Genomic DNA, 18104 nt, shown 5'->3' with positions numbered 1-18104 from the left:
AGGGACCCAAGAGCGTGTAGAGCGGGATTTCTCTCGAATGCTTTCATAATCCAGTCATGAAAATCGCCATCTTCGACCGCGACGGCACGCTCAACGCCATGGGCAATGAGTACATCGCCACTCCCGACGAATGGGTTCCGATTCCGGGTGCGCTCGAAGCCGTGGCGCGTCTGTCGCGTGCGGGCTGGCATGTGGTGATCGCCACCAACCAGCCGGGGCTCGGGCGCGGGGTGATCGATGTGCATGCGCTCAACGCCATCCACGGGCGGCTGCTCAAGCAGGTGTCGGCGCTCGGTGGCCGCATTGACGCGGTGTTCTTCTGCCCGCATTCGGATGCCGAGCACTGCAGCTGCCGCAAGCCCGCACCCGGTCTGATGGAGCAGATCCGCGACCGCTACGGCGTCGAGCGCAGCGAGATGGTGGCGGTGGGCAGCACGCTGTCGCACCTGCAGGCGGCGGCGGCCATCGGCGTGCCGCAACTGCATCTGGTGTGCTCGGGAACGGCGGCCGAGCTCGAGGTGTCCAAGGGTGCGCTGTCCGCGCCCTGGCCCGAGGGCACGCATGTGCACGCCGATCTGAACGCCTTCGTGGACTTCGTCGCGGCGGCTCAGGCGGCCAAGGCGGCCGCGCATTGACGGCCTTCGAATTCATTCGACAACGACTTCATTCACACAACCGACTCATCCACTCCTCAACACTATGGCTTTCATCCGTTCCGTTCTTCATCTGCTGTGGATGAGTGTCACCGTGATTCCTTATTCGCTGGCGATGCTGGTGGTGCGTTTGTTCGGTGGGTCGCAGGATACGGTCTATCGCATCGCGCGCGCCTGGCTTGCGATGTCGGTGCACAGCGCGCGTCCTCTGATGGGCATCAGCTACCGCGTGACCGGCATGGAGAACCTGCCGACCGATCCCAAGGCGGGCGTGGTGCTGCTGTGCAAGCACCAGTCCACCTATGAGACCTTTCTGATGCCGGCCATCATGCCGCGCCAGCTGGCCTACGTGTTCAAGAAGGAACTGCTCAAGATCCCGTTCTTCGGCTGGGCCATCGGCAGTCTCGACATGGTCCACATCGACCGCAGCCAAGGCAGCCGCGCCTTCGCCAAGGTGCTCCAGCAAGGCCGCAAGCTGCTGTCGCAAGGCACCTGGGTGATCATGTTCCCCGAGGGCACGCGCATTCCGCGCGGCGAAGTCGGGCAGTACAAGAGCGGCGGTGCGCGTCTGGCCGTGAGCGCGGGCGTGCCGGTGGTGCCGATCGCCGTGACATCGGCCCGCGTCTGGCCCAAGACGCCGTTCACCAAGCGCCCGGGCATCGTCGATGTGTCGGTGGGTCCGCAGATTCCGTCCGAGGGCAAGAACCAGGACGAGCTGATGCAGGCCGCGCAGGACTGGATCGAAGCGGAAATGCGGCGCCTCGACCCTGACGCCTATCCGCCCGGAAAGTAAGCGACCCGTGGGACAGGGCTTGATCCAGATGGCGCTCGAGCTGTTCGGCATCGCGGAGGATGCCGACAAGCCGGTGCCTGAACCCACAACAGGCTCTCAGAAACCCGCCGCGCCGCGCGCCACGCCCGATGGCCGCAGCCGCCGTTTGAAGCAGGCCAACGACGACTCTCAGGACCTGTGGGCCGAGTTTTCGGCCGAACCCGCACTCCTAGCCCCATCCACAGAAGCGAGCCCTGCACCCGAACCGCTCTCGCGCGTGCTGCAGCCCGCATCGTTTCGCCATCCCAAGGCCAATCGCGAGCTGCTGCTCGGCAATGCGCGCGTGGCCTATGCGCTCACGCGCGTGCGCCGTCGCAGCATCGGCTTCGTGGTCGATGCCGACGGCCTGTCGGTGCGTGCGCCCGCTTGGGTGACGCTCTCGGCCATCGACGATGCGCTCAAGGAAAAATCGGACTGGATTCTGCGCAAGCTCGGCGACGCCCAGCTGCGACAGCAAAAGCGCGAGGACGCGCGCATAGACTGGCGAAACGGTGGCATTTTCCCCTTGTATGGCGAGCCGCTCCGGATCGTTCTCGACGCCGAGCATCGCTTCAAGGAGCGGGGCGGTGCGCTGATCGATGCGCCGTACCCAGGCGCACCGCGCGAGCTGCATATCGCGTTGCCGAGCACGGCAGAGCCCGCCAAGATCCGTGACGCGGTGCACGCCTGGCTGCTCAGGCAGGCACGCGCGCATTTCATCGAGCGCCTCAACCATTACGCGCCGCAACTGGGCGTGCGCTGGACCCGGCTGCGACTGTCGAGCGCGCAGACCCGCTGGGGCAGCGCGCGCTCGGACGGCTCCATCTGCCTGAACTGGCGGCTGCTGCATTTCAGGCCTTCGGTGATCGACTACGTGGTCGTGCACGAGCTCTCGCACTTGCGCGTCATGGACCACTCGCCACGCTTCTGGGAAACGGTCGCCACGGTGATGCCCGACTACAAGGTGCTGCGCCGCAGCCTCAAGGAAGAAGCGACTCCTTCCTGGGAGTGACACGCCCCCCTGAGGCGCCTTGCGCCTCACTCGCGCGGTCTTTGGCTGCGCCCGAGAGCCTGATCGCCGCCCCGAGCGGTGGCGCTTCTGACAGAATGATCGCCATGAATACGACGCCCAACTCTTCTGTCCCTGACTCCGTCCAGCCCGCCGATGGCTATGCGGGCGATGTCAGCTCGCAACTTGCCTGGCAATGGGTGCAGGAGGGCAAGGCCGTCCTCATCGACGTACGCACCGATGCCGAGCGCGAATGGGTGGGCTACGTGCCCGGCGCGGTGGCGGTGGCCTGGAAGCAGTGGCCGGGCATGGCGATGAACGCGGCGTTTGATGAGCAGCTGCGCGCTGCCGTGCCGCCCGGCGGCAAGGCGGTGCTGCTGTGCCGCAGCGGGGTTCGGTCTGTGGCTGCGGCCAAGCGGGCTGCGGAGTTGGGGGTGGAGGCTTACAACATCCTCGAGGGGTTTGAGGGGGATGTGGATGCCAATGGGCAGCGCAATCGGCTGGGGGGGTGGCGGTTTCGTGGTTTGCCCTGGAGGCAGTGAGTTATCTTTTTCTTTTGCTCTCTGTTTGAGGACGGAGGCCGGGACTGCCCCCGGCGGGGCAATCACTTTTTGCTTGCGCGCAAAAAGTAATCAAAAACGCGCTTTGAATACCTCCGGCGGAACTCGACTGCGCGCTGCGCGCTTCGCTCGGACAACCGCCGGAAATCAGTTTGGAAGAGGTGTTGCGGCACTTTGCTTCGCTCGTGCCGGGGTGCTTGCTGAGTTGGGTTGGGGTGCAGACGCCGACTGTTCTTTGAACGAGGTTGATCCTGCAAGCAAATCAAAAAAGCACAACACTGGTGCGCCCACATCTCGCGAAGTCGCGAGATGCCCGGCACGAGCGCAGCGACGTGCCGAGCACACCTCCGAGTGAACATCTAGCTCGCGGCGGTTGCCCGAGCGGCGCGCGCAGCGCAAAGCGAGTTCTGCCGCGGGTATTGAAAAACGCATTTTTGGTGACTTTTTGGGCAAGACCAAAAAGTTACTCCGCCGCCGGGCGGAACTCCCGGCCTCTGCCCTCAAACAGCGCAACAAAAGCAGAAACAAAAACCAAATCTCCTCACCCAAGACTACGCATATCCAAGACGAAAAGGCACAGCCCCTTCTCCCGATCATGAAGCATGAATGAACGAATGAACGAGTGAATGAAAAAAGCCAGAGACCGGTGAGGCCTCTGGCTTTTTCATTGGACGTGCCCAGTGACGGGCACGCGCGATCCGCGCTTACAGCGCCGGAATGCGCAGCTTCTGGCCGGGATAGATCTTGTCCGGGCTGGACAGCATCGGCTTGTTGGCTTCGAAGATGGCGGGATACTTGTTGGCGTCGCCGTAGTACTTCTTGGCGATGGCCGACAGGGTGTCGCCGCGCACCACGTCGTGGTACTGGGCTTCGGGTTCCGGGTTGGTCACGCTCATCTGGTTGTCCACGGACTGGACGCTGGCCACGTTGCCGCAGCACAGAGTGACCTTTTCCTTGGCGGCTTGCGTGGGCGCGACGCCGCTCACGGTCACGGCACCGGAGGCGCCATCGAACTTGACGACCACGTCGGACACGCCGAGGTTCTGGGTGCCGATGTAGGTTGCGATGGCAGCTGCTGCCTTGGCGTTCGGGTCTTCGGAGGGGGAAGCCTGAGCGGAGGAACCGCCGAAGAGCTTTTCGCCGGCTTCTTTGATGAAACTAAACAATCCCATGCTGTGATCTCCTGAGGTTTCGGAATAAAGCGACTTGCCACTGTAAGGGCTCGATGTGACAGTCTATGTCAGAGATTTACCCTAAGTTTGCCTTGGGCGCTTGGCAAGGGTGACATTCTGCACTGTGGTTTCTGCTGACAAGTGTTAAATCTCGAAAACTCACGATAATCGCTGGCATGACTTTTCTGGCCATCGATGTGGGCAACACCCGACTCAAGTGGGCGTTGTTTGATGCACCTCAACCCGGCGCCCAGCTTCTGGCGCACGGAGCCGAATTTCTGGACCATATCGATCGTCTCGCCGAGGGGCCGTGGGCGACGCTTCCCGTTCCCGAGCGCATGCTGGGTTGTGTGGTGGCGGGCGATGCGGTCAAGCGCCGCGTGGCTGAACAGATGGAACTCTGGGACGTGACGCCGCAGTGGGTGGTTCCGTCGCTCGCAGAAGCGGGGCTCACCAATGGCTACGACCATCCTTCGCGCCTGGGCGCTGACCGCTGGGTGGCGATGATCGGTGCGCGTCACCGTTTGCTGGCGCAAGGGCCTGCACGGCCTCTGGTGCTGGTGATGGTGGGAACGGCGGTGACGGTGGAGGCGATCGACACCGACGGCAAGTTCCTCGGCGGTCTGATCCTGCCGGGCCACGGCATCATGCTGCGCGCGCTGGAGACCGGCACGGCAGGGCTGCATGTGCCGACCGGCGAGGTGCGGCCATTTCCATCCAACACGAGTGATGCGCTCACGAGTGGCGGCACCTACGCCATTGCCGGGGCGGTCGAGCGCATGTATCAGCACCTCAAGGATCACTGCGGCATGGAGCCCGCCTGCATGATGACCGGCGGGGCGGGCTGGAAGATGGCGCCGAGCATGACGCGGCCGTTCGAGCTGGTCGAGCAGCTGATTTTTGACGGGCTGCTGGAAATCGCCGCGCACCGGGCGGCGGTGGTGTATTGACTTGAACCGGTTGTCTTGAGTCAGGCTGCTGCGGATTCGGGCTCGATGCTGTCCGGCGCATAGGCGTCGATCAGCCGCTGCAGATGCGCCCGTTGATCGGGGGCCGCGTAGGGCGTGAGCAGTCCGAGCACATGGACCGCATTGCGCATCGCCGCGCTCTGGGCGTTTTCCTCTTCGAGGGCATTGCGCGGATCGAGCGCATATTCATAGCTCAGCCAGAACACCAGCAGCAGCACCATGCTGCGAGCCGTCGTGCCCCAGCCGATGGACGGCGCGATCAATGCGCCGTTGTGCTGCATGCTGCTCAGCAGGCGCAACAGGCTTTGCATGAGTCCATCCAGCGTCTCCCGCACGCGTGCCTCAAGCTGACGATTGCGCGACAGCAGCTCGTTGAGATTGCGGTAGATGAAGCGGTAGTGCCAGTTCACCTCCAGTACCGAATGCATGAAGAACCAGGCATCCTCGACATTGGCGACGCCGTCCGACGCCTGCAGGATGGGGGTGAGCGCCTGTTCGTACTGCCCGAACAGCGCGTTGATCAGATCGTCCTTGGCGGGGAAATGGTAGTAAAGATTGCCGGGGCTGATGCCCAGATCGGCCGAGATGGCATTGGTGGAAACGCCCGGTTCCCCAAACCGGTTGAAGAGCGCCAGACTGCTCTGCAAAATCCGCTCGGCGGTGCGGCGCGGTGCCTTTTTGGTCGCCATGCCTCTGTCTCCTTGCCCTCTGAGAGCGTAAACACGCTCTTGCTATTGCTATTGCTATTGCTATTGCGTCTTGTTGAGAGTCGACTCTAACGGGTCGAGATGGTCGTGGACAGTGGGTAATCAATGAGATGTGGGGTTCTCGGCTCGGGGTAGGATTTCTAGCTGCCCGATTTGCGGGTGCTTCTGCGTGCCGGGGGCGCGTCGACTGGTTCCGCGCCTTGTTCTTGGCCTTGGACGGCGCGCAACTGAGCGCGGGTCTCTTGCAGCTCTCTGGAAAGCGCGTCAATATGCGCTTGCAACGCCTCAAGATCCCTTGCGCTGGGGATACCCATGCGTTGCAGTGCCTTGGCGACGCGTTGCTCGAACAGCGACTCCAGCTTGTCGAGCGGCTCTGCGGCGCGCTCGCTCATCTTGCTGGTCAGACCCTCCAGACGGCTGCTGGCGGCCTGCAGTTGCTCCTGGGCCATCGCCTGGGCCTGCCTTTGCAGCGCGAGGCCGTCCTGCACCAGCACGTTGAACACCTTGCCGCCCTCCTGCTGGGCCTTGGAAAACGCACCGAGTCCCGCCAGCCAGATCTGCTCGGCGGATTCCTTGGCGAGATGGGGGAGTTGCTGAAGCTGCTCCGGAATGGCGCTGCCTCCCTTGCCTCCAGGCGACGATTTGCTGCTCATGCTGGCTCCTTGTTGAGCTCGGGTGGAGTAGATTGATCTTGGTTGGATCGGATCCCCCGAAGTCTATGACTTTTGGGGCTGAAACGTCTGTCGGACGATGGGTGGGATAATCGGCGGCTAAGACAAATTTTCGATCTGGGCAACTTTCCATGATTCTGGTAACCGGCGGCGCAGGCTTCATTGGCGCCAACTTCGTGCTGGACTGGCTGGCCGTCAATGACGAGCCGGTGGTCAATGTCGACAAGCTCACCTATGCGGGCAATCTGCAGAATCTGCAGACACTCAAGGGCGACGTGCGCCATCACTTTGTGCAGGGCGATATCGGAGACGCGGAGCTGATTGAGCGCCTGCTCAAGGAGCACCGGCCGCGTGCCGTCGTGAACTTCGCGGCCGAGTCGCATGTGGACCGCTCGATCCATGGTCCTGAAGACTTCATCCAGACCAACGTGGTCGGTACCTTCCGGCTGCTCGAGGCCGTGCGTCACTTCTGGGCTTCCCTGCCTGCGGAGGACAAGCAGGCCTTCCGTTTCCTGCACGTCTCGACCGATGAAGTCTACGGCTCGCTCAAGCCCACCGACCCGGCTTTCACCGAGGACCACAACTACGAGCCCAACAGCCCGTACTCAGCGAGCAAGGCAGCGAGCGACCACTTGGTGCGCGCGTGGCACCACACCTACGGCCTGCCGGTGCTCACGACGAACTGCAGCAACAACTACGGCCCCTATCATTTCCCCGAGAAGCTGATTCCGCTGATGATCGTGAACGCGCTCGCTGGCAAGCCATTGCCGGTCTATGGCGACGGCATGCAGATCCGCGACTGGCTCTATGTTCGCGATCACTGCAGCGCCATCCGCCGAGTGCTCGAGGGCGGCCAGCTGGGTGAGACCTACAACGTCGGCGGCTGGAACGAGAAGCCCAACATCGAGATCGTGAATCTGGTCTGCGGCCTGCTCGACGAGCTGCGCCCGCGCGCGGACGGCAAGAGCTACCGCGAGCAGATTACCTACGTGACCGACCGGCCAGGCCATGATCGCCGCTACGCGATCGATGCGCGCAAGCTCGAGCGCGAGCTGGGCTGGAAGCCTGCGGAGACCTTCGAGACGGGCATCCGCAAGACCGTGCAGTGGTATCTGGAGAACGCCGAGTGGGTGGCCGCCGTGCAGACCGGCTCCTATCGCGACTGGATCTCCCAGCAGTACCAGACTCAGGACAAGGCGTAGTCATGCACATTCTTCTGCTGGGCAAGGGCGGTCAGGTCGGATGGGAGCTGCAGCGCAGCCTGAGCGTGCTGGGGCAGGTCACGGCGCTTGACTTCGACAGCACCGAGCACTGTGGCGATTTTTCGAATCCGGAAGGCGTGGTTGCCACCGTGCGTGCGCTGCGCCCCGACGTGATCGTCAATGCGGCCGCGCACACGGCGGTCGACAAGGCAGAGAGCGAGCCCGAATTCGCGCGCAAGCTCAATGCGACGACACCGGGGCTGATTGCCCAAGAGGCCGCCAGACTGGGCGCGTGGCTCGTCCACTACAGCACGGACTATGTCTTTGACGGTTCGGGCGACGCGGCGTGGGTGGAGTCCGACGCGACCGGGCCATTGTCCGTCTACGGCCGCACCAAGCTCGAAGGCGAGGAGCTGATTCGCGCGAGCGGCGCCAAGCACATCATTCTGCGCACCAGCTGGGTTTACGCGGCGCGCGGCGGCAACTTCGCCAAGACCATGCTGCGTCTTGCGCAGGAGCGTGACCGCCTCACGGTGATCAACGACCAGTTTGGCGCACCCACGGGGGCCGATCTGCTGGCCGACGTGACCGCGCACGCGATCCGCCATCTGCACCAAAAGCCCGAAGATGCGGGCCTCTATCACTGCGTGGCCGGTGGCGTGACCACATGGCATGACTACGCCCGATTCGTGATCGAGCAGGCGCAGAAGATCAAGCCCGATCTGCAGATCAAGGCGACGGAGATCGCGCCCGTGCCGACATCGGCCTTCCCCACCCCCGCCAGGCGCCCGAACAATTCGCGCTTGAACACGTCGAAGCTGCAGGACACCTTCGGCCTCACGCTGCCGCATTGGCAGCATGGCGTTCAACGCATGCTCACGGAAATCCTCTGAGAGTTCCTGACCATCCCTGCGAGAAAAAGAAAACCGCATGACGATCAATAATCCAAGCCCACGCAAGGGCATCATCCTCGCGGGTGGCTCGGGCACGCGCCTGCACCCGGCCACGCTCGCCATCAGCAAGCAACTGCTGCCGGTCTACGACAAACCCATGATCTATTACCCGCTGAGCACGCTGATGCTTGCGGGGATCCGCGACATCCTGATCATCAGCACGCCGCAGGACACGCCGCGCTTCGAGCAGTTGCTCGGTGACGGCAGCCAATGGGGCATCCGCATGCAATACGCCGTGCAGCCCAGCCCCGATGGTCTGGCGCAGGCCTTTTTGATCGGCGAGAAGTTTCTCGACGGCAGCCCGAGCGCGCTGGTGCTGGGCGACAACATTTTTTACGGGCACGATTTCCACGAACTGCTGGGCAGCGCGCGCGAGCGCACCGGAGGTGCCAGCGTGTTCGCCTACCACGTGCAGGACCCTGAGCGCTATGGCGTGGCCGAGTTCGACAAGGCTGGCAAGGTGCTGTCCATTGAAGAAAAGCCTGCCGATCCCAAGTCGAACTACGCGGTCACCGGGCTCTACTTCTACGACGAGCAGGTGGTCGAACTGGCCAGAAGCCTCAAGCCTTCACCGCGCGGCGAGCTCGAGATCACCGACCTGAATCGCCTGTATCTCGAGAAGGGCCAGTTGCATGTCGAAATCATGGGTCGAGGCTATGCATGGCTGGATACCGGAACGCACGAAAGCCTGCTGGAAGCGGGACAGTTCATCTCGACGCTCGAGCATCGCCAGGGCCTCAAGATCGCTTGTCCGGAAGAGCTTGCCTGGCGCCACCAATGGATCGACGCCGAGCAGCTGGAGCGCCTCGCCAAGCCGTTGACCAAGAGCGGCTACGGCCAGTACCTGATGCGTGTTCTGCGCGACAAGATTTATTGAATCGATGAAGTGAGTGAGTGAAAGAATGAAAGCAACCCGTCTGGCCATTCCCGAGGTCGTGCTGATCGAGCCCAAGGTGTTTGGCGACGCGCGCGGTTTTTTCTTTGAGAGCTTCAACCAGCAGGCTTTCAACGAAGCTACGGGCACGAAGCACGATTTCGTGCAGGACAACCACAGCCGCAGCACCCGTGGCGTGCTGCGCGGCCTGCACTACCAGATCCAGCAGCCTCAGGGCAAGCTGGTGCGTGTGGTGCGTGGCAGCGTGTTCGACGTCGCGGTGGACATCCGCAGAAGCTCCCCCACTTTTGGCCAATGGGTGGGCGCGGAGCTTACCGAAGACAACCAGCACCAGCTCTGGGTGCCACCGGGCTTCGCGCATGGGTTCGTGGTGTTGAGCGACACCGCCGATTTTCTCTACAAGACGACCGACTACTACGCGCCTGCGCATGAGCGCTGCATCGCGTGGAACGACCCTGACATCGCGGTCGACTGGCACTTTGACGGCACTCCAAGCCTCTCGGCGAAGGACGCGCAGGGCGAGGCATTCAAGAGAGCGGAAGTCTTCGACTGACAGGACGGGCAGGGCAACGGCTTCGATTCGCAGGAGAGGCCTGTGTTGAGAGGCCGTTGCTGCTTGCCTATTATTTACGCACGAACCACTCCAGCGCGGAGTGCAGCGTGTCGGCTCCATCGTTGGGATTGTCCGGCGCGATGTCGAAGTGGCGCTTGTCATCCGGAGCCCTCAGCCGTGCGGGCACGACCGACAGGAAGAAGGGGCTCACGAACTTGGCACCTGCCTGGTAGTGCTGTACGAATGCGTTGCGGGCCGCCTCGGGGTTGGCGCCCTGCAATGGGTTGAATTCGGGCACGCCGTAGGCGCGGATGTGTTTTTTCTTCAGGTACTCGAACGCATAGGGGCTCGCGCCGTACTGGTTGATTCCGGTGCGCCATGGCGTGGTGTTGGACACTGAGGAGTCCGAGGCGAACAGCACGGGGTTCCATGCGCCATTGGATTCCGAAACGATCTGGTGCGAATAGAGCAATTCAGCTGGAATGCCTTCCGAGCGCGCAATGCGGTAGAAGCGGTCGAGCAGAGCGTTTACCTGAAATGCCCGGAACGCGTCCCACTCCCGTGCCAGCGGGTTGTAGTACACGTCCTGCAATGATTTGGGGCGGTCCAGCCAGTACTCCACGCCTTCGAGGGTGCTGGCTTCGGGCAGGGCGGCCAGCCGCTTCGGTGCGGGCGAGTCTGCGGTGGACGATTGGTCGGGCGGAACGATGACGAACTCGCGCTCGCCCAGCAGAAAGCGCTTGCCGCCGGAGGTGGCGACGATCTGCGCGATGTGCTTGCCCTTGGGCATGTCGCGGAACGTGAGGTCGCTGCGAAAGCCGGTGTTGGGCGTCGTCACCTCTTTCTTGGCGCGATAGACATCCATGCGCCCCAGTCCGCGGGAGACGGGACCGTGGTAGGCGCCATCGACGTAGAGATCCAGCTTCTGGATTTTCTGCCCTGGATCCCAGAGCCAGCCGAAAACCGGCAACGTTCCGGCGGCATAGGCGTCGTAGTGCTGAGAAAACGTGCGCAGTGGAGATTTCCTGATGTCCAGCGCCGGAGCCTCAACGTCGGAGAAGGCAGCGAATTGGCTGCCCAATTGCCGGTTCAGACGCTCTATCGAACCATACTTCTCCTTGAGCCACCCTCTGAACTCGGCCTGCGACTCGCGGCCGTAGTCGGTGACCTGGATGTTGTCGTACTCGCCCACTCCATCCTCGAACCCTGGATACATGTGGTGCAGTTCCCCGGCGAGGGTCACGGCCACGATGTGTGATCGCACTGACGCGTCCAGTCCGCTGATCTGCCGTGTCATGTGGCGCAGCGCCTCGAAGCGGTATCGATTGACGGGAATGTCCGGGTCGCTGCGCAGTGTGAACGGAATGATTCCGTGTCCGATGTAGCGGCTGGTCGGCACCGGGCCCGTGGCATAGGCCAGCAGATTGTGCGGATCCCGCGCGAGCTCCTGAGAGAGCTGAGAGCTGCTGTCGTAGTGATCGCCCATGAGGTAGACGACCACCGGACGACGGATCGCGGCGATCACGTCCAGATAGCGCTTGGCCTTGGTGGGGCTGATTTTCCACTGGCCTTCCTGCCGCTCGAACAACTCCAGCAGCGGGACCAGAAGTGTGTATCCCAACCGCACTTTGCCTGCGGGGCCACCGGGCTCCAGCGCGTCCAGCAGGGTTTTGGCGGCGAGGTCATCCGTCGCGTTGTTTTTGACGCACCAGTCCTGAATCTGCTCCAGCGTCTTCAGCTCGGTGACGCGGTTGCCGGCGTTGCACAGCAGTACCCCGGAGACGAGAGGGGTGACATAGAGCGGTGCACGCGGCATCAGCCCGTCCGGTGCGATCTGCGCATGCGCGGGAAGTGCGCACAGCGCCAGCGAAGCGAGCGCGGCTCCCCAATTTCCCCTTTTTTGGTATTTGCGTGACAGTGCGAGCGGCATGAGTTCTTGAAGGAATCCAGATCTGACGGTCAAAGGCTTGACCGGTATGATGGCGGGTTATGCCGCCAGCAGCATCGAAGCGATGTTGCCGGCGAGGGAACGAGCAACTTTCTATGATGACACAACCAGCCGACACTGCGGAACCCATACTTGTTGAGCCGATTCAGCCGGCGCGCTTGCGTCTGGGTGAGCTGCTGCTGCAGGCTGGCAAGATCAACCATCGCGATCTGGAGCGTGCGCTCAATGCACAGCACGAGATGGGTGGCCTGCTTGGCAAGGTGCTGGTGCAACTGGGCGTGGTGTCCGAACTCGACATCAGTCAGGCGCTGTCCAGACAATTGAATGTGCCGTTCGTCACGGCGGAAGAATTCCCCACGCTGATGCCGGACGTGGAGGGGCTGTTGCCCGATTTTCTCGTCAGCCACAACGTCTTTCCGCTGCGTGTGGAGGATGGACGCATGGATGTGGCGATGGCGGTGCCGCAGGACGACTTCGTGCTCAAGGCCCTGCAGATGGTGTCCGGCCTTGAGGTCCGGCCCTTCATCGGCAATGTGTCCGACATCGAACGCGCGCTCACTCAGCCGCAGCAGGATGCGGTCGACGGGGATGAGTTCGGCGCTCTGGATGGCGATTCGGGCGACTTCGTCGAGCACTTGAAGGATCTGGCCAGCGAAGCGCCGGTCATCCGCTTGGTCAATGCCATCGTCGGTCGCGTGATCGACATGCGTGCATCCGACATTCACCTGGAGCCGTTCGACGACGGCATGCATGTGCGGTACCGCGTCGACGGCGTGATCCACTCGTCCGAGATCGTTCCGCCCAAACACAGCGCTGCCGTCGGCTCGCGCGTCAAGCTGCTCGCGCACCTCGACATCGCCGAGCGTCGCCTGCCGCAGGACGGTCGCATCAAGACCCGGGTGAAGGGGCGCGAGCTGGATCTGCGTGTCTCCACCGTTCCCACTGTGCACGGCGAAAGCATTGTGATGCGGGTGCTGGACAGAGCGAGCGTTCGTTTCAGTCTGGCCGACATGGGCTTCGCGACCGATACGCTGGATAAATTCAATGCTCTTCTGGCGCGCCCCTACGGCATCATGCTGGTCACGGGGCCGACCGGCTCCGGCAAGACCACCACGCTGTACGCGGCACTGGCCAAGCTCGATTCAGAGACGCAGAAGATCATCACCGTGGAAGATCCGGTCGAGTACCAGCTCGAAGGCATCAACCAGATCCAGGTGCACTCGCAGATCAACCTGACCTTCGCGAACGCGCTGCGCTCGATCCTGCGTCAGGATCCGGACATCATCATGATCGGTGAAATGCGGGACGGCGAAACCGCGCAGATCGCCGTGCAGTCCGCGCTGACCGGTCACTTGGTGCTCTCCACGCTGCACACCAACACGGCAGCCGGCGCGATCATCCGCCTGAAGGACATGGGCGTCGAAGGCTATCTGATCACCTCGTCGGTGAACGGCATTCTGGCCCAGCGTCTCGTGCGTACCCTGTGCGGAGAGTGCAAGGAAACCTACGTGCCGTCCGAGACGGAGTGGACCACCTCAGGCCTGTCGCGCTTTGCCGCGCACGGCACGCCCATCTACCGACCTGTCGGCTGCAAGCAGTGCCGCCAGACGGGTTTCCGTGGACGAACCGGCATCCACGAACTGCTGGTCCTCGACGAAAAGGTCCGCTCGGCCATTCTGCAGGGCAAGGACGCTGTGGAAATCAACACGATTGCGGCCAAGGACGGGATGCTCAGTCTGCACGAAGACGGTCTGCGCAAGGTGCTCGCCGGGGCGACCAGCCTGGACGAACTCGCCCGCGTGACACAGGACCAGAGCGATGCCTGATTTCGACTGGAGCGCCGCCGCCGCCAACGGCAAGGTCACCAAGGGCAACATGAACGCCGCGAGCGCTGCGCAGGTGCTCAAGCGGTTGCGCGATCAGGGCCTGACTCCGCTGGACGTGCGGGAGTCGGGACTGGCCGGAGGCGGTGGAAAGGCTGGGGCCCTTCCGGGCGGGCCGAAGGCCTTCCGCAAGCAAGGCAATCCCAAGGCCAAGGTGAATGCGGCGGACGTGCTGTCGATCACCTCCGAACTGGCGATCATGCTGAAGGCGGGACTGGCTCTTGACAATGCGCTGCGCGTGCTCATCGACATGAGCTACAAGCCCATGGTCACGTCGCTGCTGGTCGACATTCTGGACAAGGTCAAGAGCGGCACGCCCTTGAGCAAAGCCCTGTCGGGCCATCCCCATCTCTTCAGCGATTTCTACGTGAACATGATCCGGTCCGGCGAAATCAGTGGCCAGATGGCATCCGTGATGGCGCGGCTCGTCGAGCACATGGAACGCATCCGGTCCTTGCGCGAAAGCGTGATTTCGGCCGCGATCTATCCCGCAATCCTGCTGGGCGTGGCGGTGCTTTCGCTCGTGGCGATGCTGGGTTTCGTGGTGCCGCAGTTTGAAAAGCTGTTCAATGACATGGGTGATGCGCTGCCCATGCCGACGCGGGTCGTGATGAATATCGGCAAGGTGTTTCAGCACTATGGTTGGTTCATCGTCATCGTGGGGGCGCTGGTGGTGTGGATGCTGCTGAAGTGGCTCAAGACGCCGGGAGGGCGCCAATGGTGGCAGGGCGTGGTTCTGCGCATGCCGCTTGTCGGGGGGCTGTCGAAGAAATACGAGATGACGCTTTTCTCGCGCTCGCTCGGAACCCTGCTGGGCAATGGAGTGCCGCTGCTGACGGCGTTGCACATTTCGACCCAGACAGTGACCAACCTGTTGCTGCGAAAGCCCTTGGAAACCATGGGGCCGAAGGTGAAAGAAGGCGGCAAAGTGGCGGATGCCGCCATTGGCACGGGAGTTTTCGAGCCACTGGCCATCAACCTGCTGCGTGTGGGGGAAGAAACCGGACGCATCGGACCCATGACGCTCGAGCTGGCAAATATTTTGAACCGTGAGGTGGAGGTGGGTATCAAACGCACCCTGACTCTGGTGGAACCGGTGCTGATTCTGGTGCTGGGGATCCTGATTGCCTCGATCATCGTATCGATTTTGATGGGAATCCTGTCCGTCAACGATCTCGCCGCTTGATCAACTGTTTTGTTTTATATGACTCAAACCATGAACAACACTCGTAAAAAAGCCCAGGCGGGCTTCACACTCATCGAATTGCTGGTGGTGCTGGCGATTCTGACCATGCTGGCCGGTCTGGTGGGCCCGAAGGTTCTGAACCAGTTGGGCGGAGCCAAGTCGAAAACGACGGCCGTGCAGATTGCCGACATCGACAAGGCGCTGGAAATCTACAAGCTCGACGTGGGCCGCTACCCGACCGCCGATGAGGGCCTGGGCGCGCTGATGAAGCGTCCCGGCAGCAGCAATGGCTGGGCGGGCCCTTACCTCAAGGGCGACGACGTTCCGACCGATGCGTGGGGCCATCCTTTCCGCTATGCCAATCCAGGTCCGAACGGCGGCATTGAAATCCTGTCGCTGGGTGCCGATGGCGCCCCCGGCGGCGAGGGTGAGAACGCCGACGTGCGCAATTCCAAGTAATTCCTAGAAGCAGGCGTGGCTTTGTTGTGGTGCGGGAGCGCGGATTCACATTGATCGAGCTGATGGTGGTGTTCGCCATCCTCGCGCTCGTCATGTCGGTGGCGCCTTCCGCATACGACAAAATGAAAACCTCCATGGACTACCGCGATGTGGTCCGTGGGGTGGTCACCGGCATGCGCGCCGCACGTCAGCAGGCGGTGCTCAGCGGACGCGAATCCGTGTTCATGGTGAATCTGGAAAGCAAGCAGTACGGAGTGGAGGGTGGTCAGTCGCGACCCATTCCGGACACCATCGAGCTGCGCGCCATCGTGGCGAACAGTGAGGCCAAGGACTCGCATTTCGGCATCCGCTTCCTGCCATCGGGCGGCGCGAGCGGCGGAAGTGTCGACGTGTTGCGCCATACCGGAGACGGCGTGCGTCTGCGCGTGGACTGGTTTTCTGGTCGCGTGGAGCAGGAGCCCGTTCAGAAATGAGTCGACGCAACATGGGCCGACATCCTGCTAGGGCGCGCGGATTCTCTCTGCTGGAGCTGCTGGTCGCGTTTGCCATCATGGCGATGTCGCTGGGCGTGCTGTACCGTGCCACGGGTTCGAGCGTGCGTGCGGTGGGTGATCTGGATCTGCGCCAGCAGGCCACGTCGGTGGCCGAGTCGACGCTGAGTCGCGTGGATGGCGTTCCGGCTGCAGGGGTCGCCGAATCGGGGAGCGTGGGCGAAATCGCCTGGTCGCTCCAATCGCAGCCATTTGATTCGGGCGGCGGTGACAATCCCCAGGCGCCCAAGCTGCACGAAGTGCAGGTCGCCGTCCGTTGGGTGGAACGCGGTGAGCCCAAGGAGCTGGTGCTTCAGACACTGCGGCCCGAGCGCGGACCGAGGAAACCCGGAGCATGAGGACGCGGCGCGCTGGCGGGTTCACGCTGCTGGAGATGCTGGTGGTGATGGTGCTTCTGTCCATCATCATGATTGCGCTCGTGTCTGCCATGCGCACCGCAGGCCAGAGCAGCGAGCGGGTCGACGCCAACTTCGCCATGCAGGATGACGATCGCCTTGCAGAGCGTTTCGTTCGCGACACGCTGGGGCGGATCTCGGCCCGCGCCGTGCCGGGTGCCGCCCTGGAGGGCGCGCCACTGCCCAAGGTCGGCGCATCGGGACCGGGAGGGCCACCGCTGCAGTTTCAGGGGGCTTCGTCTCAAGTGTCTTGGATCGGTGTGCTCCCGGCCCGGTATGGTGCGGGTGGACGCTGCTTCTTTCATTTGGGTGTGGAGCCGGCGGGAAACACGTCGGCGCTGGTGTTGCGCTATGTCCCTTGGGAAGACCAGCCGGGTTTTCCGGATTGGGGCTCCGCCGCTTCGCAGGTCCTGATGGTCGGCGTGTCGGGGCTCTCCCTGCAGTATGAGAACTCCCGCCCAGCGAACGTCGATGCCAATGTCGAATGGGAGGCCGAGTGGGCTCACCCGGATTTTCTGCCTGCGCGCGTGGTGCTCGACATTCAGCGTGAGGCGCGTGCTCCCCTGCAATGGGTGGTTCCGCTGTGGCCGCTGCCGGTGTCCCGCCCGGATGGCGCGGATGGCGACGATGAGGTGATCGGGGGCTCGCAATGAGATCTGGGTTGCATTCGCTTTCCTGCGCCCATGGTCGGACCGAGGGCGGTTTTGCCCTCATAGCCGTGCTGTGGCTGGTGGCGTCTTTGAGCGTACTCGTGACCGGCATCATGCTGTCGGTCAAGTCGGAACTCAAGGTGGCATCGTTCGCTCGTCAGACCGTCATGGCGAAGGCCGTGGCTGAAGGAGCCATGCAGTTGGCGTTGCAGTCGCTGGTCGCCAGCGGAAAACGTCCCGAGAAACTGGTGGAGGCGCCTGTTTCCTATGCGGGCAGGGACGTGATGGTTCGCATGACGCCCATGAATGGATTCATCAACATCAACAGAGCGCCACTTGAATTGCTTCAAGCCTTGTTCCAGATGGGAGCTGGTGTGGATGCAGGTGTGGCGGGAACGCTCGCCAATGCCATCATGATGGCGCGAACGACGCCGGGTCCGTCGGGAAAGCCGCCGGGATTCGAGGCCCCCGAAGATCTGATGCGACTGCCGGGCATGGACTACACCATCTATGCCCGGATTGCTCCAATGATCACGACTGACTCCGGGGGCAGTGGGCAGATCAATGTGCAGGCGGCTCCCCCCAATGTGCTCAATATTGTTGCAGGCGGTAATGAGGCTGCAGTCGCGGGTTTCGTGCAAGCCCGTGGTGGAGATAATGTCGGCGCGGACACCAGCCAACTGAACGGTGCATGGATTGGTGGGGCGACCTCGTCCCGGTCCGTGGAGATGAGCGCTCGAGTTCCGCTGCCGGATGGCGGCGCCATCATGGTCATTCGTCGGTACCAGATTACCAACTCGTCACCTGACGGGTTACCATGGCGGGTTTTTTACGCCGATTCCCGAGTGGAGCAAGCTCCCTTGCCAAAACCATAGAAC

General features: G+C 62.7%; 20 protein-coding genes. 16 read left to right on the top strand and 4 right to left on the bottom strand.

Annotation, left to right across the window (positions count from 1 at the left end):
- The first annotated feature begins 56 nt into the window (after nucleotides 1–56).
- The 4 genes from gmhB to ISG32_RS07185 all read left to right on the top strand — a co-directional run bounded on the left by gmhB (nucleotide 57) and on the right by ISG32_RS07185 (nucleotide 3015).
- Nucleotides 57–635, top strand: a complete 579-nt coding sequence (gmhB, locus tag ISG32_RS07200) for a D-glycero-beta-D-manno-heptose 1,7-bisphosphate 7-phosphatase (protein WP_194770307.1) — start codon at nucleotides 57–59, stop codon at nucleotides 633–635.
- Between the two features lie 64 nt (nucleotides 636–699).
- Nucleotides 700–1446: a lysophospholipid acyltransferase family protein gene (locus tag ISG32_RS07195; RefSeq protein WP_194770306.1), complete on the top strand. Its 747-nt coding sequence runs from the start codon at nucleotides 700–702 to the stop codon at nucleotides 1444–1446.
- A gap of 28 nt (nucleotides 1447–1474) precedes the next feature.
- Nucleotides 1475–2476 carry a M48 family metallopeptidase gene (locus ISG32_RS07190; RefSeq protein WP_194770462.1) on the top strand — a complete coding sequence of 334 codons (1002 nt, stop codon included), beginning with the start codon at nucleotides 1475–1477 and terminating at the stop codon, nucleotides 2474–2476.
- A 95-nt stretch (nucleotides 2477–2571) separates the two neighbouring features.
- On the top strand, nucleotides 2572–3015 hold the full coding sequence (locus ISG32_RS07185) for a rhodanese-like domain-containing protein (RefSeq protein ID WP_194770305.1): 444 nt from the start codon (nucleotides 2572–2574) through the stop codon (nucleotides 3013–3015).
- Nucleotides 3016–3737: 722 nt separating this feature from the next.
- Here the strand turns inward: ISG32_RS07185 and lysM are convergent.
- A complete protein-coding gene (gene lysM, locus ISG32_RS07180; RefSeq protein ID WP_194770304.1) occupies nucleotides 3738–4205 on the bottom strand; it encodes a peptidoglycan-binding protein LysM in 468 nt (155 codons plus the stop codon).
- A gap of 176 nt (nucleotides 4206–4381) precedes the next feature.
- On the opposite strand from lysM, the gene ISG32_RS07175 reads away from it, so the two are divergent.
- Nucleotides 4382–5155, top strand: a complete 774-nt coding sequence (locus ISG32_RS07175) for a type III pantothenate kinase (RefSeq protein ID WP_194770303.1) — start codon at nucleotides 4382–4384, stop codon at nucleotides 5153–5155.
- Nucleotides 5156–5175: 20 nt separating this feature from the next.
- Here ISG32_RS07175 and ISG32_RS07170 read toward each other — a convergent pair whose 3' ends face one another.
- Complete coding sequence (locus ISG32_RS07170; RefSeq protein ID WP_194770302.1) at nucleotides 5176–5862, bottom strand: TetR/AcrR family transcriptional regulator; 687 nt, start codon at nucleotides 5860–5862, stop codon at nucleotides 5176–5178.
- A gap of 158 nt (nucleotides 5863–6020) precedes the next feature.
- On the bottom strand, nucleotides 6021–6533 hold the full coding sequence (locus tag ISG32_RS07165; protein ID WP_194770301.1) for a phasin family protein: 513 nt from the start codon (nucleotides 6531–6533) through the stop codon (nucleotides 6021–6023).
- Between the two features lie 149 nt (nucleotides 6534–6682).
- Here ISG32_RS07165 and rfbB point away from each other — a divergent pair, with 149 nt between their 5' ends.
- The 4 genes from rfbB to rfbC are packed head-to-tail and all read left to right on the top strand — an operon-like array spanning nucleotide 6683 to nucleotide 10154.
- Entirely contained in the window at nucleotides 6683–7753 is a 1071-nt protein-coding gene (gene rfbB / locus ISG32_RS07160; RefSeq protein ID WP_194770300.1) for a dTDP-glucose 4,6-dehydratase, read from the top strand.
- 2 nt (nucleotides 7754–7755) lie between these two features.
- The gene (gene rfbD, locus ISG32_RS07155; protein WP_194770299.1) at nucleotides 7756–8646 is read left to right on the top strand and encodes a dTDP-4-dehydrorhamnose reductase; all 891 of its coding nucleotides are present in this window, start codon (nucleotides 7756–7758) and stop codon (nucleotides 8644–8646) included.
- Between the two features lie 37 nt (nucleotides 8647–8683).
- Nucleotides 8684–9583, top strand: coding sequence for a glucose-1-phosphate thymidylyltransferase RfbA (gene rfbA, locus ISG32_RS07150; protein WP_194770298.1), 900 nt, complete (start codon nucleotides 8684–8686; stop codon nucleotides 9581–9583).
- A 25-nt stretch (nucleotides 9584–9608) separates the two neighbouring features.
- A complete protein-coding gene (gene rfbC, locus ISG32_RS07145) occupies nucleotides 9609–10154 on the top strand; it encodes a dTDP-4-dehydrorhamnose 3,5-epimerase (RefSeq protein ID WP_194770297.1) in 546 nt (181 codons plus the stop codon).
- 70 nt (nucleotides 10155–10224) lie between these two features.
- Here rfbC and ISG32_RS07140 read toward each other — a convergent pair whose 3' ends face one another.
- Nucleotides 10225–11970: a beta-galactosidase gene (locus ISG32_RS07140; RefSeq protein ID WP_194770296.1), complete on the bottom strand. Its 1746-nt coding sequence runs from the start codon at nucleotides 11968–11970 to the stop codon at nucleotides 10225–10227.
- Nucleotides 11971–12197: 227 nt separating this feature from the next.
- Here ISG32_RS07140 and ISG32_RS07135 point away from each other — a divergent pair, with 227 nt between their 5' ends.
- From ISG32_RS07135 to ISG32_RS07105, 7 genes are read left to right on the top strand one after another with little or no spacing between them, the layout of a single operon-like run.
- Complete coding sequence (locus tag ISG32_RS07135; RefSeq protein WP_228529634.1) at nucleotides 12198–13928, top strand: GspE/PulE family protein; 1731 nt, start codon at nucleotides 12198–12200, stop codon at nucleotides 13926–13928.
- A complete protein-coding gene (locus tag ISG32_RS07130; RefSeq protein ID WP_194770295.1) occupies nucleotides 13921–15171 on the top strand; it encodes a type II secretion system F family protein in 1251 nt (416 codons plus the stop codon). The genes ISG32_RS07135 and ISG32_RS07130 overlap by 8 nt, the downstream gene beginning before the upstream one ends.
- Before the next feature lie 30 nt (nucleotides 15172–15201).
- Nucleotides 15202–15630, top strand: a complete 429-nt coding sequence (gspG, locus tag ISG32_RS07125; protein ID WP_194770294.1) for a type II secretion system major pseudopilin GspG — start codon at nucleotides 15202–15204, stop codon at nucleotides 15628–15630.
- Nucleotides 15631–15656: 26 nt separating this feature from the next.
- Complete coding sequence (locus tag ISG32_RS07120) at nucleotides 15657–16103, top strand: GspH/FimT family pseudopilin (protein WP_194770293.1); 447 nt, start codon at nucleotides 15657–15659, stop codon at nucleotides 16101–16103.
- The gene (locus tag ISG32_RS07115; protein WP_228529632.1) at nucleotides 16100–16519 is read left to right on the top strand and encodes a type IV pilus modification PilV family protein; all 420 of its coding nucleotides are present in this window, start codon (nucleotides 16100–16102) and stop codon (nucleotides 16517–16519) included. Before ISG32_RS07120 ends, ISG32_RS07115 begins: the two co-directional genes overlap by 4 nt.
- Nucleotides 16516–17229, top strand: a complete 714-nt coding sequence (locus ISG32_RS07110; protein ID WP_194770292.1) for a prepilin-type N-terminal cleavage/methylation domain-containing protein — start codon at nucleotides 16516–16518, stop codon at nucleotides 17227–17229. The genes ISG32_RS07115 and ISG32_RS07110 overlap by 4 nt, the downstream gene beginning before the upstream one ends.
- An 8-nt stretch (nucleotides 17230–17237) precedes the next feature.
- Complete coding sequence (locus ISG32_RS07105; protein ID WP_194770291.1) at nucleotides 17238–18101, top strand: type II secretion system minor pseudopilin; 864 nt, start codon at nucleotides 17238–17240, stop codon at nucleotides 18099–18101.
- Nucleotides 18102–18104 lie beyond the last annotated feature (3 nt).

Source organism: Diaphorobacter caeni, assembly GCF_015354245.1.
Classification (GTDB): Bacteria; Pseudomonadota; Gammaproteobacteria; order Burkholderiales; family Burkholderiaceae_C; genus Diaphorobacter_A; species Diaphorobacter_A caeni.
The sequence above is the reverse complement of the archived record's forward strand: the minus strand, read 5'-3'. Positions and strand labels throughout refer to the sequence as shown.

What these genes read in the sequence shown, in the direction of transcription:
- gmhB (WP_194770307.1), top strand. Translation starts at nt 57, where the DNA reads ATGAAAATCGCCATCTTCGACCGCGACGGCACGCTCAACGCCATGGGC.
- ISG32_RS07195 (WP_194770306.1), top strand. Translation starts at nt 700, where the DNA reads ATGGCTTTCATCCGTTCCGTTCTTCATCTGCTGTGGATGAGTGTCACC.
- ISG32_RS07190 (WP_194770462.1), top strand. Translation starts at nt 1,475, where the DNA reads ATGGCGCTCGAGCTGTTCGGCATCGCGGAGGATGCCGACAAGCCGGTG.
- ISG32_RS07185 (WP_194770305.1), top strand. Translation starts at nt 2,572, where the DNA reads ATGATCGCCATGAATACGACGCCCAACTCTTCTGTCCCTGACTCCGTC.
- lysM (WP_194770304.1), bottom strand. Translation starts at nt 4,205, where the DNA reads ATGGGATTGTTTAGTTTCATCAAAGAAGCCGGCGAAAAGCTCTTCGGC.
- ISG32_RS07175 (WP_194770303.1), top strand. Translation starts at nt 4,382, where the DNA reads ATGACTTTTCTGGCCATCGATGTGGGCAACACCCGACTCAAGTGGGCG.
- ISG32_RS07170 (WP_194770302.1), bottom strand. Translation starts at nt 5,862, where the DNA reads ATGGCGACCAAAAAGGCACCGCGCCGCACCGCCGAGCGGATTTTGCAG.
- ISG32_RS07165 (WP_194770301.1), bottom strand. Translation starts at nt 6,533, where the DNA reads ATGAGCAGCAAATCGTCGCCTGGAGGCAAGGGAGGCAGCGCCATTCCG.
- rfbB (WP_194770300.1), top strand. Translation starts at nt 6,683, where the DNA reads ATGATTCTGGTAACCGGCGGCGCAGGCTTCATTGGCGCCAACTTCGTG.
- rfbD (WP_194770299.1), top strand. Translation starts at nt 7,756, where the DNA reads ATGCACATTCTTCTGCTGGGCAAGGGCGGTCAGGTCGGATGGGAGCTG.
- rfbA (WP_194770298.1), top strand. Translation starts at nt 8,684, where the DNA reads ATGACGATCAATAATCCAAGCCCACGCAAGGGCATCATCCTCGCGGGT.
- rfbC (WP_194770297.1), top strand. Translation starts at nt 9,609, where the DNA reads ATGAAAGCAACCCGTCTGGCCATTCCCGAGGTCGTGCTGATCGAGCCC.
- ISG32_RS07140 (WP_194770296.1), bottom strand. Translation starts at nt 11,970, where the DNA reads ATGCCGCGTGCACCGCTCTATGTCACCCCTCTCGTCTCCGGGGTACTG.
- ISG32_RS07135 (WP_228529634.1), top strand. Translation starts at nt 12,198, where the DNA reads ATGATGACACAACCAGCCGACACTGCGGAACCCATACTTGTTGAGCCG.
- ISG32_RS07130 (WP_194770295.1), top strand. Translation starts at nt 13,921, where the DNA reads ATGCCTGATTTCGACTGGAGCGCCGCCGCCGCCAACGGCAAGGTCACC.
- gspG (WP_194770294.1), top strand. Translation starts at nt 15,202, where the DNA reads ATGAACAACACTCGTAAAAAAGCCCAGGCGGGCTTCACACTCATCGAA.
- ISG32_RS07115 (WP_228529632.1), top strand. Translation starts at nt 16,100, where the DNA reads ATGAGTCGACGCAACATGGGCCGACATCCTGCTAGGGCGCGCGGATTC.
- ISG32_RS07110 (WP_194770292.1), top strand. Translation starts at nt 16,516, where the DNA reads ATGAGGACGCGGCGCGCTGGCGGGTTCACGCTGCTGGAGATGCTGGTG.